Source organism: Bacillus sp. NPDC094077 (assembly GCF_050279465.1).
Lineage (GTDB): Bacteria > Bacillota > Bacilli > Bacillales > Bacillaceae_G > Bacillus_A.
Map to the genome: position 1 here is coordinate 388,183 of NZ_JBNNUF010000002.1, position 14,250 is coordinate 402,432.

At 34.4% G+C, this 14,250-nt stretch carries 13 protein-coding genes; 11 read left to right on the plus strand and 2 right to left on the minus strand.

Going from position 1 to position 14,250, the window contains the following annotated elements:
* Positions 1 to 22 precede the first annotated feature (22 nt).
* The 11 genes from ACQKNR_RS06900 (at position 23) to ACQKNR_RS06950 (ending at position 12,689) form a co-directional block, all read left to right on the plus strand.
* Entirely contained in the window at positions 23 to 3,310 is a 3,288-nt protein-coding gene (locus tag ACQKNR_RS06900; RefSeq protein WP_427316396.1) for a phage tail tape measure protein, read from the plus strand.
* Positions 3,307 to 4,113, plus strand: a complete 807-nt coding sequence (locus ACQKNR_RS06905) for a phage tail domain-containing protein (protein ID WP_427316398.1) — start codon at positions 3,307 to 3,309, stop codon at positions 4,111 to 4,113. Before ACQKNR_RS06900 ends, ACQKNR_RS06905 begins: the two co-directional genes overlap by 4 nt.
* Before the next feature lie 12 nt (positions 4,114 to 4,125).
* The gene (locus ACQKNR_RS06910; protein ID WP_427316399.1) at positions 4,126 to 5,619 is read left to right on the plus strand and encodes an SGNH/GDSL hydrolase family protein; all 1,494 of its coding nucleotides are present in this window, start codon (positions 4,126 to 4,128) and stop codon (positions 5,617 to 5,619) included.
* 22 nt (positions 5,620 to 5,641) lie between these two features.
* Complete coding sequence (locus ACQKNR_RS06915; RefSeq protein WP_427316401.1) at positions 5,642 to 5,818, plus strand: hypothetical protein; 177 nt, start codon at positions 5,642 to 5,644, stop codon at positions 5,816 to 5,818.
* A gap of 63 nt (positions 5,819 to 5,881) precedes the next feature.
* The gene (locus tag ACQKNR_RS06920) at positions 5,882 to 7,975 is read left to right on the plus strand and encodes a phage tail spike protein (protein ID WP_427316403.1); all 2,094 of its coding nucleotides are present in this window, start codon (positions 5,882 to 5,884) and stop codon (positions 7,973 to 7,975) included.
* Positions 7,975 to 8,415 carry a hypothetical protein gene (locus tag ACQKNR_RS06925; RefSeq protein ID WP_427316405.1) on the plus strand — a complete coding sequence of 147 codons (441 nt, stop codon included), beginning with the start codon at positions 7,975 to 7,977 and terminating at the stop codon, positions 8,413 to 8,415. The genes ACQKNR_RS06920 and ACQKNR_RS06925 overlap by 1 nt, the downstream gene beginning before the upstream one ends.
* Positions 8,416 to 8,585: 170 nt before the next feature.
* Positions 8,586 to 9,773 carry a hypothetical protein gene (locus ACQKNR_RS06930; RefSeq protein ID WP_427316407.1) on the plus strand — a complete coding sequence of 396 codons (1,188 nt, stop codon included), beginning with the start codon at positions 8,586 to 8,588 and terminating at the stop codon, positions 9,771 to 9,773.
* A gap of 245 nt (positions 9,774 to 10,018) precedes the next feature.
* The gene (locus tag ACQKNR_RS06935) at positions 10,019 to 10,246 is read left to right on the plus strand and encodes a BhlA/UviB family holin-like peptide (protein ID WP_427316408.1); all 228 of its coding nucleotides are present in this window, start codon (positions 10,019 to 10,021) and stop codon (positions 10,244 to 10,246) included.
* Positions 10,246 to 11,085 (plus strand): GH25 family lysozyme, encoded by an 840-nt coding sequence (locus ACQKNR_RS06940; protein WP_427316410.1) that lies wholly within the window; start codon positions 10,246 to 10,248, stop codon positions 11,083 to 11,085. Before ACQKNR_RS06935 ends, ACQKNR_RS06940 begins: the two co-directional genes overlap by 1 nt.
* Before the next feature lie 105 nt (positions 11,086 to 11,190).
* Positions 11,191 to 12,138, plus strand: coding sequence for a DUF6731 family protein (locus tag ACQKNR_RS06945; RefSeq protein ID WP_427316411.1), 948 nt, complete (start codon positions 11,191 to 11,193; stop codon positions 12,136 to 12,138).
* Between the two features lie 2 nt (positions 12,139 to 12,140).
* Complete coding sequence (locus tag ACQKNR_RS06950) at positions 12,141 to 12,689, plus strand: hypothetical protein (RefSeq protein WP_427316413.1); 549 nt, start codon at positions 12,141 to 12,143, stop codon at positions 12,687 to 12,689.
* Positions 12,690 to 12,781: 92 nt separating this feature from the next.
* On the opposite strand, the gene ACQKNR_RS06955 is transcribed toward ACQKNR_RS06950, so the two are convergent.
* Positions 12,782 to 13,114 (minus strand): hypothetical protein, encoded by a 333-nt coding sequence (locus tag ACQKNR_RS06955; RefSeq protein WP_427316415.1) that lies wholly within the window; start codon positions 13,112 to 13,114, stop codon positions 12,782 to 12,784.
* Positions 13,115 to 13,174: 60 nt separating this feature from the next.
* A complete protein-coding gene (locus ACQKNR_RS06960; RefSeq protein WP_427316416.1) occupies positions 13,175 to 14,008 on the minus strand; it encodes a helix-turn-helix domain-containing protein in 834 nt (277 codons plus the stop codon).
* Positions 14,009 to 14,250: the final 242 nt, after the last annotated feature.

Sequence of the window (14,250 nt, forward strand, 5' to 3'; positions counted from 1 at the left end):
TATTAAAAAGTGAGGTGAGAAAATGCCAGGGAATAAAGAAAGAAACGTTGTTCTTAATTTTAAAATGGACGGACAAGTCCAATATGCTCAGACATTGAAGCAAATCAACATGGTCATGAATAATGCAGCGAAAGAATATAAAAATCATGTTGCGGCTATGGGACAAGATGCCACAATGACCGATAAATTAGCAGCTGAAAAGAAGAAGCTTGAAATTCAAATGGAAGCAGCTAAGAAGCGTACAGCAATGTTGCGTTCTGAATTTGAAGCAATGTCTAAGGATACTAATACAACATCTGAACAGCTTAATAAAATGTACGGTAAATTACTTGATGCAGAACGTGCTGAAACTTCTCTTGATGCAGCAATGAAACGAGTTAATGAAGGTCTTTCAGAGCAAGCGATTGAAGCGAGAGAAGCACGTGGAACTTTACTTGATTTACAGGAGAATTCTAAGAAATTAGAAGGTGAACAAAAACGTCTGACAAGCTCATTTAAGCTTCAGAATGCTGAGTTAGGTCAAAATGCTAGTGAAGCGGATAAGTTGGAATTAGCACAGAAACAACTACGTCAGCAAATGGAAATGACAGATAGAGTCGTCCACAACTTAGAACAACAATTAAGTGCGGCAAAGCGTGTATATGGTGAGAATTCCGCAGAAGTACAGCAACTTGAAGCGAAGTTAAATCAAGCTAAAACTACATTAAAACAATTTGAAAACTCACTTCAAGAAGTTGGGCAAAGTGGAGATCAAGCTGCAGCAGGTATGGAACAGTTAGGTAAAAAGCTGGACTTACATAACATGATGGAAGCCACTCAAATGCTTCAAGGAATGTCAGAAAAACTAATTGAACTCGGCAAAGGTACAGTAGGTATAGCAATAGATTTTGATAGTTCGCAACGGAAGATACAAGCATCTTTAGGTTTAACTGGAAAAGGTGCTGAAAACCTTCAAAAGATTGCAGTGGATACCTGGAAAAATGGTTTTGGTGAAAACCTTGAAGAGGTAGATAATGCACTGATAAAAGTCTATCAGAACATGAGAGACGTTCCATACGATGAATTGCAAATGGCATCAGAAGATGTTTTAACATTGGCGAAGATTTATGATGTTGATTTAAACGAGGCTACGAGAGGCGCAGGACAGTTAATGTCGCAGTTTGGTTTATCTACACAAGAAACATTTGATTTACTTGCAGCAGGTGCTCAAGAAGGTCTAAATTATTCTGATGAGTTGTTTGATAACCTTTCTGAATATGCACCTTTATTTAAACAAGGTGGTTTTAGTGCTCAAGAAATGTTTACCATTCTTGCGAATGGGACAAAAAATGGTTCGTACAATCTTGATTACATTAATGACCTTGTAAAAGAGTTTGGTATTCGTGTACAAGATGGATCTAAAGGTGTATCAGAAGGATTTGGTGATTTATCTGAAGAGACACAAAAAGTATGGGAATCATTCAATGAAGGTAAGGGAACCGCAGCTGATGTATTTAATGCTGTATTAGATGACTTACGTAAAATGGATGACAAAGTAAAGGCAAACCAGATTGGTGTTGCTCTATTTGGCGTGAAATGGGAAGACATGGGCGCAGAAGCAGTATTAAGCTTAAATAATGTTCATGGTGGTCTTGGTGATGTAAACGGACGTATGGAAGAAATGAAAAAGCTCCAAGAGGAATCACTTGGGCAGCAGTTTCAAAAAGCATTAAGAGAAACACAAGCTGCTTTAGAACCGGTTGGAAAGAAACTGGCTGAATTAACTAAAACTGTTTTACCTCCAATAGTTTCTGGGATTAAATCGGTGGTAGAGTGGTTTACTAAGTTACCAGCCCCAATTCAAAACTTTGTTTATGTTTTTGCTGGATTAGTAGCTGTAATAGGTACTTTGGCACCCATCATTGCCGCGGTTGTAGTATCGGTTGGTGTATTAGGTACAACGTTGGGAACTGTCATGCTTGTTATCGCTGGAGTAGCGGCTGTAATAGCCGGTGTTATTTGGGCAATACAAAATTGGGGGCAGATAACCGATTGGCTTTCTGAAAAGTGGTCTCAATTTAAAGATTGGTTTGGTGAATTGTGGGATAGCATAATTCAAACTTGTGAAGATGCTTGGTCTTCCACAGTTGAATACTTTTCGGAAGCGTGGGCTTCATTCTTAGAAATGGTACATGAATTTTTTGACCCAATAGCTCAATTTTTTAGTGATTTGTGGACTGGAATTGTCGAAACAGCATCTTCTTGGTGGACAAGCCTTGTTGAAACAGCATCTCAATTGTGGGGGACACTAGTACAAACTTGGCAAGATACGTGGAATACAATACTTACCGTTTTAGACCCGATTATTTCGGCGATTTCTACGGTTTTAGAAGCTGGGTGGCTAATTATTCAAGCAGGTACGCAAATTGCCTGGGCTGCAATCAGTAAATACATTATTGATCCGATTACTGAAGCATATAACTGGTGTAAAGGACAACTTGGAGATTTAGCAAGTTGGATTCTAGGAAATTGGGAAACTATAAAATCTTATACACTTACGGCATGGAATTTAACAAAGAAATATATTATTGATCCAATCGCGGATGCGTATAACACGGTGAAAGGAAAACTTTCGGATTTAGCAAATTGGATATTGGAACACTGGGATCAGATAAAATCTTATACACTCACATCTTGGAATTTCGTGAAAAAATATATTATCGATCCCGTAACGGATGCTTATAATTCAGCGAAAGAAAAGTTTGAGAGTATGTATAACACAGCGAAAGAAAAATTTGATGCGGTAAAGAATGCTGCTCAAGAAAAATTTGATGCAGCCAAAAAATTTATTATTGATCCTATAAAAGAAGCGGTTGGGAAAGTAGAAGAGCTTGTGGGCAAAATCAAAGGATTCTTTGATGGGCTCAAATTAAAAATTCCTAAACCTGAAATGCCTAAAATGCCACATTTTAGTTTAGAAACTAGTACGAAAAATGTTTTAGGAAAGGACATTACTTATCCATCTGGTATCAATGTGGACTGGCGTGCTAAAGGTGGTATCTTTACTAGACCTACTATTTTCGGAATGAATGCCGGAAACTTACAAGGTGCAGGTGAAGCAGGACCAGAGGGTGTTTTACCTTTAAACGAGAAAACATTAGGTGCAATCGGTAAAGGTATCGCTGATACCATGCCACAAACAAACGGTGATATTGTAGTACATATTTATTTGGATGCAGATGAAGTGAATGCAAGACTTGCTCCTGGTATGAGTAAACAATTAAATCAAAACAATAGAATGAGTGCTCGTAGTCAAGGGGTGATTATATGATCACGCTGGATGATAAATATAGATTTGAAGACTTTGGGTTTATTTGTGAGCCGGGTTATGAGGATTCAATTACACCTGTTTTTGACCGTAAAACATATAGTATTCCAGGTATAGATGGCGTTGTCCCATTTGGAACTGAAATAAAAGAAAAACCTTTCTTATATCCTTTGAAAATAATGGAGAGATTTCATATAGAAATGCAGAAGAAGTTCGAAGAGTTTTCTTCTTTTTTCTTTGACAAATATGGACATCCGCGAAAAATAAAAATGGTACGTGATTATGATCCAGGAAAGTATTACTTTGTTGAGTTAGCGCAACAAATGTTGCCAGATAGATTACCTGAGGATGGAACCATTGTATTACCTTTAGTTGCATATGATTCATACGCATATTCAATAGTAAAAAGTACCGATAGTATCAAATGGGGTACTCGTATACCATTTGCAACAAGAATTAAGTTTGGTTATAGTCCAACTCAATACACCGTGAACGGTCCACAAGACTTAGAAGTAAATAACATGGGTTCATTAGTTGTTCGTCCTGTTATTAAAATAGTAGGGACAGCTACAGGATTAACTCTCACAATAAACGGTGAGAGTTTTTCTTTTGGGGATTTAAAAAGTGAAACTTTATTTATTGATGCTGCAACTTATACCGTTATGAAAAATGGTAAAAACCATCTATTTAACACGAAAGGGAATCTTGAGGAATTAGAACTCTTTCCTGGGAACAATACAGTGAAAATTGGTGGGACTAACTTGAATATAAACATAAAAATTAAATTCCAAGGTAAATACAGATAGGTGGTGATAGAAATGGCTGAAAATGAATTAGCGGCACTAGCGGTAGAATTAATTAGCTTAGAGGAAGAATTACCAGATGGAGTCTTTAAAATAAATAAGGCTATTACTAATGCTTTTAATGCAATGCAACCAGCAACAAGTGAAAGAATTGCAGTTGGGGCGATTACAAACTCTAAGTTAGCAGATGGATCTGTAAATAGTGCAAAACTTACAAAGTATGCTGTCACAGAAATCAATATTGCTACAGAAGCAGTAACTAATGCCAAGTTAGCCCCAGGATCAGTGTCTAACTCTAAAATAGCAGATGGGGCAGTAGCTAATCCACAATTAGCTGATAAATCCGTATCTAATGCTAAATTAACAGATGGAGCGGTTTCTGAAAATAAGTTAGCTGATTTTGCTGTAGGCTATAAGAAAATGGCTGTAGCAAGTAGAGGGCTAGGAATCAATACTGGTATTCTCTATCCTATGCAATCCATTAAAATTAAAGGAAATGCTTTACCTGATCCAACGCCTAACTCAAATCATTTAAACGTCATTCAAGATGTTAAAATTCATGGCGCTTTATCTCACAAAGTATACGCTATTGAATCTGTTTATATGGGGTTTGTTTTTCAAGGTTCAGAGAGATATGGTGCAACGTTTGGTTGCTTTGATAGAAAAGAAGATGGCACTGTAGATGCATCAACTTATCAACGGATTTTAGATTTTGATGAAATGCCTGATTCGACTGTACCTGTAAATGGTATTGTAACTAAATTGTACAAGTCCAAGAAGTTTAATTTAATGTTCGAAATTACTTACAATACAGATATTACAAACGTTAATAGATTGGCGTTTATTGCGGGTACTAACTTCTATGAAGCAGTTATTCATGATAGCTGTTTAAATTTCAGGAATGAATCTACATTCAAGAAAATTAACTTCCTTGGAGATAGTTTAACTGCACAAACAGGTCACGCTTCCAAACCATATCATTCATGGATAGGCGATTGGCTTGGCGCCAAGGTTAACAATTATGGCATTAGCGGTTCAACTGTGGGAAGTAACTATGATCCTATGTCAGTCCGTTACACTGATATGGATGATAATGCTGATGCAGTAATTGTTTACGGAGGAACAAACGACTTTGGACGAAATCAACCACTTGGAACGATGGCAGATAGAACGAATGAAACATTCTATGGTGCCATGCATGTACTATTACAAGGTCTATGGAAAAAGTACCCGGATAAGAAGATTGGATTCATATCTATGCACCATTTTGGAACAGACTTCTTTAAAGAAATAAATTCGTTCGGACTTACTAAATTAGACTATGTAAAGGCTACAAGAGAAGTTTGTGAGTATTATTCGATTTCGCTATTGGACTTATATCGTAGTGGCGGGTTTAACTTCGATATAACTGAGCAAAAGACACTATATAGTGTTGATTCATTACATTTTAACAACTTAGGTCATGAGCGTTTAGCGAAGTTAATATATGAGTTCATTCTTAGCTTATAAAAACTTATAAGGAGTTGGTAATGTGGGGTTTATTATTAAATGTTCTAAATACGGAGAAGAACAGGAATTCAAAAGTAACGAATTTAAAAAGGGAACAATTGATATATATCTTCGCTCTTGGTCATTCGGTGGCGAAAGTAATAGCGAAATGAGTATTGATTGTGATTGCAGCAACAGTATAGACTATGACGAAAAATAATATTAAACAATGGTAAGGCGTGCAGAAGCAGGCTTTTTTATTTTGAAAAAAAGAGGTGATACTTTGAGCCTTATAAAATTGTATAATAAAAAATTACAGCATAAAGCATACTTAGAAAATGCTTTTAAAATTAGTTATGAGCAGCAGTTCAATGCAATTTGGACGGCTGCTTTTTCATTACCTTTAGATGATCCAAAAAATGATGAAATCATTGCATTAGATTTCTTAGAAATCTTTGACCAGGATAAACGAATAGGAATGTTTCGTATTATCCCTAAACAGACTGTGAAAAACGAAAACAACCGAACAATAACATATAAATGTGAGCACGTCCTAGCTACTCTGCTAAGTGACGTGCTTTTTCGTTATCATCAATTGTCTAATTATAAAACTAGAGATGTACTTGAATATTTATTAAACCAACAGGAAATTAAATATTGGCGACTAGGAAAATGTGATTTTGTTAGGTATTTTCATTACAGTTGGGAGCACGAAAATACAATATTAGGTCCAATTTTTAGTGTTCCAAAACCGTTTGACGAGCAATATGCATGGACTTGGGATGATTCAATAGAAAATTATCCATGGACATTGAATTTAGAAAGGGCAAGTAATGAAATCACAGGTGAAATTCGTCACCGTAAAAACTTAAATGGGATTACAAGGGTAGATGATCCATTAGGTATTATTACTCGTATTTATCCTATGGGATATGGTGAAGGAATTAACCAATTAGATATCACTAAGGTAAACCCAACTGGAAAACCATATATAGAAGCACCAGCGCATATTATTGAAAAATACGGCATCGAAAAGGAAATTTGGGTGGATAGACGTTTTGAAAATGCAGACGTTCTATTTAATTCAGCGCAAGCAGATTTAAACAAAAAATGCAGACCAAAAGTTACGTATTCTGTGGATGCTATTGATTATGAACTAATAGATTCATACAAAATTGAAAAATATGAAGTTGGTAAGTTAGTACGAATAACTGATGAAGATTTTGGAGAAATAGATGTACGTTTGATAAAGAAAGGTAAGTCTGATGTTACAGGTAATCCTTTAGATATGAGTTTGGAAATAGGAGACCCACTTGAAGACTTAGGGACTACACAGGCAGATTTGGAGCGTAGGCAAAAGATTAATGAGACGTATTCACAGGGTTCTACTAACATCTTAAATTATTCTTATAATGACAATTGCGATTCAGAGAATCCAGCCGTTGTTAAATTCTATCTACCTGATGACTTGGTAAATATTAATACATTAGATTTAACCTTTGAAACAGAGGAATTTCGTGCGTATAGTGGGGTAACACATGGCGGCGGTGCTCTTGTAGAATCAACAAGTTCTGGTGGGGCAATCGTGACAAGTACAAGCGCTGGTGGTGCTGTAGTAAATTCAACAAGTGCCGGTGGAGCTGTGGTTAAATCAACAAGCTCTGGTGGTGGAAGTACACAAACATCTAGTTCTGGCGGTGGTATTGCGAAGTCAACGGCTAGTGGTGGTAATTCAACACAAACCAGTAGTGCAGGTGGTGGTACAACACAAAGTACGACAACATCAGCATTTGCTGAGTTACATCTTATGTCTGGTGTTCCAGAGAATAGTATTGGCTCAGAGAACTGGGGAAATCATTTACATGAAACAGTTATACCTGGTGATTATTTTTCACATGCCCATAGTGTTACAATACCATCTCATTCTCATAGCGTATCTATTCCAGCTCATACACATAATTTTGATATTCCAAATCATATGCATACTGTGAATATTCCTGATCATGCACATGAAATTAACATCCCAAATCATACACATGAGATTAGTATCCCAAATCATACGCATACAGTAGAAATAAAAGATCATGTTCATAAAATTACAATACCTGATCATACACATGAAATTAAACATGGTATTTATAAGCTCTCAGAAAAGCCAAGTAAAGTATTAATTAAAGTAGATGGAAATGAAGTACCTATTAACTCTACCTCAGCAGAAAATGTTAATCTTATCCCTTTTCTTTCAAAAGATGGTGGAGGAAAGATTGAAAGAGGAAAATGGCATGAAATCACCATTACACCGGACAAGCTCGGAAGAGTGAATGCTAACGTTATTTCACGTTTATTTATACAATCACGTACAGGAGGTACATTCTAATGAAAACAATTGAAATATATACAGGTAGTGAAAAAATATCAGTTCAAACAGAGGATTACAACCCAGTATCACTTAATGAACAACTGAACAATGGGGAGCTTAACACAGTATTAATTGGTGACTTTATCAGCGCGCGCCTTGATGTTAAAAGAGTTGTTGTTCCTATAGAAAATGTAGATAATGCATCCAAAAAAGCAAAAGTGTTATTAAGAAATGGACAATCTGTAGAAATCCCAGTGGATAATGATTTTGATATTAAGTTTTTGAATGCACAATTAAACAGTTCTTCTGTAACAACAGTTTTAATTGGATGTAATATTTATCAAAAATTTGAAGTTGCACAAGTTGGTTTAATTAAAGAACAACCGAAAGAGCCAGAAAAACCGCCAGTAACAGAACTGCCAACAACTGAACAAACGGAATCTACAGAGCAGCAATAGGATAAATCTTATTTTTCGTAAAATAAGATTTACATTTTAAAATTGCTATTTTAGGAGATATAATAAAAAAGAACTCACATATAGGGCGGTCACCCTGTGAGCTCTTGATATAATGGATAATTTTCTAATCCTATTATATCATAATTTTGATAATAAGTAGGAGTGTAAAAATGAATTACCTAGATGAGATATTTGAGAAGCATTTAAAGAATGAAAATTTGGGGAGAATTTACACTGGGGAGAATGAGCACATTCGAAGAATTTTTCTCGACTTCAACGATTCTCTACAAGTTCAAATGGAAAATAACCCTTCTTTACCAAAACCTAATTTATATGTGACTACATTAGCAACAAAATCCTCAGTGTTTGTATTTAAAGAAAAAGGTCATTATTTTATAGGGATAAGCATAGGGACCATTGAAGCTCTACTTAGGTTTTTTAAATTTCTTTATAGTCAGCCATACGTTGATCCAGAATTTGGAGACATAACGAAAGAAAAAGAGACTTCTTTGGATTTATCTTTAAATCCGGATTTTCTTTTAGATTACTTTTATAACTATGACTTAGATATTAGCCCAAATTGTCCAGCGAGAAACCATTTTTCTTATCAAGTTTTTTTCAAGGCAATTAATTACTTGTTGCTACATGAATATGCTCACATTTCTCATGGGCATTTAGATTATTTGTCCAGAGGAAAACGAAATTATTTATACTATGAAAAAGATACAATTAATGCAGGGAATGCGGATATAGAAAAAGCCTTAGAGTATGATGCTGATTCAGCTGCTACAGTTCATTCATTGAAAGATAATACATTTTTTTCGATGTTTGGCGCGTTAGCAGTAAGTGAACATAACCTAAAAATAAATATAAAACAACTGAATATTGCTGTTTATTTTTTGAATAAGTTAACAGAACTAACAGATATTGATTTTGAAGATTATGCTAATAAATCACATCCGATATCAGATCAAAGGACATCTAATCATTTTGATTTAACTGTAACGTATTTTTCACAAAGAAGAGCCCAATATAATTTCGATGTAAATTCTTTGAGTGATTACGGATCAGATGTATTATTAAAACTAGCTATGCCTGCTTATTCAAAGATGTTTAATAAGGGAATCATAGATGATAAATTGTTGTATTTTTACAGTAAACAAGGACTACCGTATATAAATAATGTGAGAAAGAAATGGAACATTGTTAGAAAAGAACTTGAAAAATGTGCTTATACAAAAATTCCTCCCGAAGATGAACTAATTAGTGGAGAAGGATTATATGATTACGATGAAGTTTTAGAAAGAAAGAGGAAAAAAAATGTGGATAGTAGTGGTGAAATACAGCAGAACAAATGAAGTGTTCCTATATGAATCACTAAAAGATGCGGAAAATAAATATAATAAAGTGATTGAATCAGGAAGAGTTGCTTATCTAGCGAATCTAATCCAAACCAATCTTTAAGTTTTGAGCAATAGCAAGCTAACATTTATCGGAGCCTTTTCTAGGGCTCTTTTTTTCTAGAGAATAAGGCTTTGAGTAAATTCATAGATCAAGAGGAGCGATTTCGCTTCTCTTTTTATTTTGAAATGAGGTGTGAACAGTGGAGGAACAAATTTTTAATTCAGTTATTCAACAAGGAGCATTCGCAGCATTATTTGTGTGGATGCTTTTTACTACACAAAAAAAGAATGAACAGCGTGAAGCACAGTATCAAGCAGTCATTCAAAAGAACCAAGAAGTTATTGAAGAACAGGCAAAAGCGTTTGGATCTATTTCTAAAGACGTAACAGAAATCAAACAAAAACTTTTTGAAGGGGAAGATAAATAATGACAAAACGTATTTTAGATATTTCATACCACAATGGAAATCCAAATTGGAGTGTATTAGCACCGCAGCTAGATTTAGCTATTTGCCGTGTTCAATATGGTTCAAATAAGAAAGACGTTAAATATAATGAGTATGTTGCTGCACTAGAATCATACGGTATTCCACATGCTGCTTATGCGTATGGATGCTATGTATCTGTATCTGATGCAATTGTGGAAGCTAAGGACTTTCTAGCAAGAGTAAATCCTAATGCCAAATTCTTAGTGCTAGATGTGGAAGATGATACTTTGGCATCTATGAAAGATAAAAGTAAACTTGCAGAAGCATCACAAGCATTCATTGATACATCTCGTGCTGCAGGTTGGAAAATTGGTTTATATGTAGCTCATCATATGTATGGTGACTACAATTTACAAAGTGTAGATGCAGATTTTATCTGGTTACCACGTTATGGAACAAATAACGGACAACCACAAGTTAAACCAGATTATTCATGTGATATGTGGCAATACACAGATAACGGTTATATTGATGGTATAGGAAGAGTGGATATTAACTTGTTAGAAGGAGATAAGTCATTAAATTGGTACATTGGCAATCATGCTGGTTTAACTGCTCCAGAAGCAGGAAAGCGAATAATTTCAAAGGTAGATCAATTACGATTCTATTCCAAACCTTCCTGGGCAGATGAAGATGTTGCTGGTATTGTGACTAAAGGATTAGGTTTTGAAATTATCGATAAAGTATCTGTAAATGGTTCTCCACAATATAAAGTTAAAAATAGTAGAGGAAACGTATTTTATATTACAGCTAGTTCTTATTATGTGAGTGTAAAATAAAAATATGGAAATTCTCCATGTTTTTTCCTATAATTAAGATTGTTTAATAAGAAATTTAGGTTTTTTAATCTTATTATTTAAGGGAAAGAGTCAGGAGGAAAAGTTTTGACAACTGATACAATTGCTTCTAATACTACTACCATTACTAAATATGTAAATTTTGATTATTTTACAGTGTGTTGCAAAGAAAAAGGTGTTCCTGCTATTGGTCCGGAGACACCATTCAATTTAACAACTATGTTTACAATTTTGAATTCAAAAACGCTAGAGGAAAGAACAAAGGAGTACAAACAAGAAAAAGCAAGACTTGATGAAATAGGCTTAGCTGGAAAAAGTGATACATTGTGGAGCTTATATTTTTCTAGATTAAGAGATTTTAATTTACCTAATAGAGCAAAAAAAAATGGTCCATCTAAACCAGTTGATTTGGATGACGATGAATATCTAGGAGAAAATGTATCGGCAATTTATGATGAGGTTAGTAATATATTGATGATACAAAGAAATAGGAATAGTTTAGGTCCAAGTGCTATTGAATCGTATTTTAATCAATTTCTACAGGGAAATGATGAGATTGTTTTTAGACCTATTCCAATAAAAAACGCAAGAACGAGAATTAAAGAAGCACAATATGTGCGTAAATTGAAAATAAAATTTGCTGATGTGAAGAAAGCAGAAAACGAAGTAAGTGGGATCTCATTAAAAAAATGGATATCTCATTTTAATGAGTATGATTCAGTAACTGGAGAAATAATAATAACTGTTGGAAGGCAGAGAAAAGCGAGTTTAGGTGGAAATTTACAAGGATTACTGGATGAAGTTTATGAAAATGGGGATTTAATAACCAGAGCACAAGCTTCAGTGAAAAAATCGGATATTGCTGATCCGGAAATTATTGATTTATTCGCAGAGAATGCTCATGATGTCACTAGTTTTGCAGTCAAACCACGTACTGCATTAAAGCATGAGGTTGTTATTGGGGCGATGCAAGACTTATATGAACGTAAAAAAGTAGAGTTAAAAAATATTATTTATAAAAAAAAGGATGAATAATAATGAAAATTGAAAAGTATTATCCTTTTTGGATAAGTACTATATTAACAATTTTATTTGTTGTTTTCCATTTCACTCCCAAAATTAATGGATTTGAAAAGGTGCTTGATGGGGTTATCTCTTTTTCTTCAATTGCATTGGGTTTTTTAGGTGCTTTGTTAGCGATAATTTTGAGTATATCTAAATCCAATGTTATTCAACATCTATATAGTTATATGGCTCAAAATAGTGGAGATGGAAGAAAAATTCTTTTCGGGTATTTTCAAAGGGGTTTGCTAACTGGGTTCGCGGTAGTTATTTTATCAATCGGTATGTATGTAGTTTCCAAACAAACATTAAACAATTATTATCTATTAATTAGTTATTTGTGGGTATTCTTAACATCCTATTTTGTATTATCGTCTTATAGAATAGTATCGATATTGATGTATACATTGTTTAAACATGAGTCAGAGATAGAACCATATATACCTGAGACTAGGACGGATGAAGCGGAAACGGAAGCATTAAGACAAAGCTTAATCGATCAAAGAGAAGAAACAGTTGAATAAAAAAACACCTCCTAGTTGAGGTGTTTTTTGTTTTTAAATTTAAAAGTATGATGGTTTTGCTATGTAAAGGGAAACAAACACAAAATATTTTATTACAAATCAGATATCTTTCTAACTTGTTTTTCTTTCTTCTTAAAATTCTTCTTATACTGTTTGAAATCTTCTTTATCCACATAAAACTTTTCACCAGTAGCTACATCTTTTACTAATCGTGTTTTCATGAAAAAGAATTTTGTATAATAGTAAACTAAAAATGCCACTAAAGAAAAAGTAAAGGTTGGAATGAATAGAATAACTGCAACAATAATTAACGCTGTATCTAAAGAAGAATATATTGGTTTTAACACTAGACGTTTCCCTGTTGCAGCTTGAGCTTGTTCTAATTGTTGCATACGTTGTAGCGATGCAATCGTATCATAACTCATGAAATAACCTCCTTGAAGTAATAAGTAAATCATACCAATTTTGAACAATAACTGTAAATATTACGCTCCCATAAACTCACTGTCAAAATAGAACTTGTCCATTAAGTTATTTACAATACCGTTGAAATAAGCGAATTTACCCTTCTTCATTGTTGCTCCAGATTTAATTTTCATAACAAACTCTTTGATAGCTTTTAAGCCGATAGTAAGCTCTTGGTCCTTATCGAATGCTTTATCACCTGTAGAGAAGTTTGTAACTTTATTGCACTGTCTTACAACCTTCCACAGTTCTTGAATTGTTTTAGATTCACTGTAAAAAGAGCTAACTAAAGAAACAAAACGTTCTGGTACCCAGTGAGCAACAAAATCAGCTTGTTCAATATTCTCTTCTGGAGTATTGCTATTCTCATTACTATTACGTTTGTTTATATCTTTTATATTTTGTTTTAAGGAAGAAGGGGGTGTTTTAATGGTAGGACACTTTGTAGAACTTTTTGTATCTACCTTGTCGGACATTTCTTCCACAATTGGTTGAATGATAATAGCGTTAGAAGTTTGAAGCATATTTTTTTTACGCTTCATAGCTACCTGTTTAATTATCTCTAGATCCACAAGTTTCTTCATTAAACGTTGTACAGTTTTATAGGAAACTTCCATCTTTTCAGCAATTCTATTTTTGCATAGGAAACTAACACCTACATATTTGCAACTGTGGCGCTTTAAAATTTCAAGTAATGTAATGAGTTTAGATTGTACATCGGTACGCTTAACAGACATACGGATAGTGTCTCTGTATGCACGTACAGTTTTATTTAATTCTTCTACATCTGTGAATGATGATAAGTTGTGGAAGGATTCTTTAGTTGCGATAACATCGATACGTTTCTTTTTCATAATATTGGCCCCTTTGTATAAACAAAAAAGCAACAGAATGCCGTGTGTAAGCAAACTGTTGCTAAGGAGCCCTTACGTACTGTAAAATAGTCCGTAAGAGTACAGCAAGTGTTTGCCTATCTAGAGTAGGCGGACGGTATATAAAGTGTTGGCGCACGATATATACACGCTGTGCTCTTTTGTTATTTTCGCCCACATTTCGCCCACATACTTTTCTTTTGATAACGTTTTTTATCGATAAA

Bases quoted from the DNA above. Each gene is read 5' to 3' on its own strand.
- ACQKNR_RS06900 (WP_427316396.1), top strand. From the start codon at position 23: ATGCCAGGGAATAAAGAAAGAAACGTTGTTCTTAATTTTAAAATGGAC.
- ACQKNR_RS06905 (WP_427316398.1), top strand. From the start codon at position 3,307: ATGATCACGCTGGATGATAAATATAGATTTGAAGACTTTGGGTTTATT.
- ACQKNR_RS06910 (WP_427316399.1), top strand. From the start codon at position 4,126: ATGGCTGAAAATGAATTAGCGGCACTAGCGGTAGAATTAATTAGCTTA.
- ACQKNR_RS06925 (WP_427316405.1), top strand. From the start codon at position 7,975: ATGAAAACAATTGAAATATATACAGGTAGTGAAAAAATATCAGTTCAA.
- ACQKNR_RS06930 (WP_427316407.1), top strand. From the start codon at position 8,586: ATGAATTACCTAGATGAGATATTTGAGAAGCATTTAAAGAATGAAAAT.
- ACQKNR_RS06940 (WP_427316410.1), top strand. From the start codon at position 10,246: ATGACAAAACGTATTTTAGATATTTCATACCACAATGGAAATCCAAAT.
- ACQKNR_RS06950 (WP_427316413.1), top strand. From the start codon at position 12,141: ATGAAAATTGAAAAGTATTATCCTTTTTGGATAAGTACTATATTAACA.
- ACQKNR_RS06955 (WP_427316415.1), bottom strand. From the start codon at position 13,114: ATGAGTTATGATACGATTGCATCGCTACAACGTATGCAACAATTAGAA.
- ACQKNR_RS06960 (WP_427316416.1), bottom strand. From the start codon at position 14,008: ATGAAAAAGAAACGTATCGATGTTATCGCAACTAAAGAATCCTTCCAC.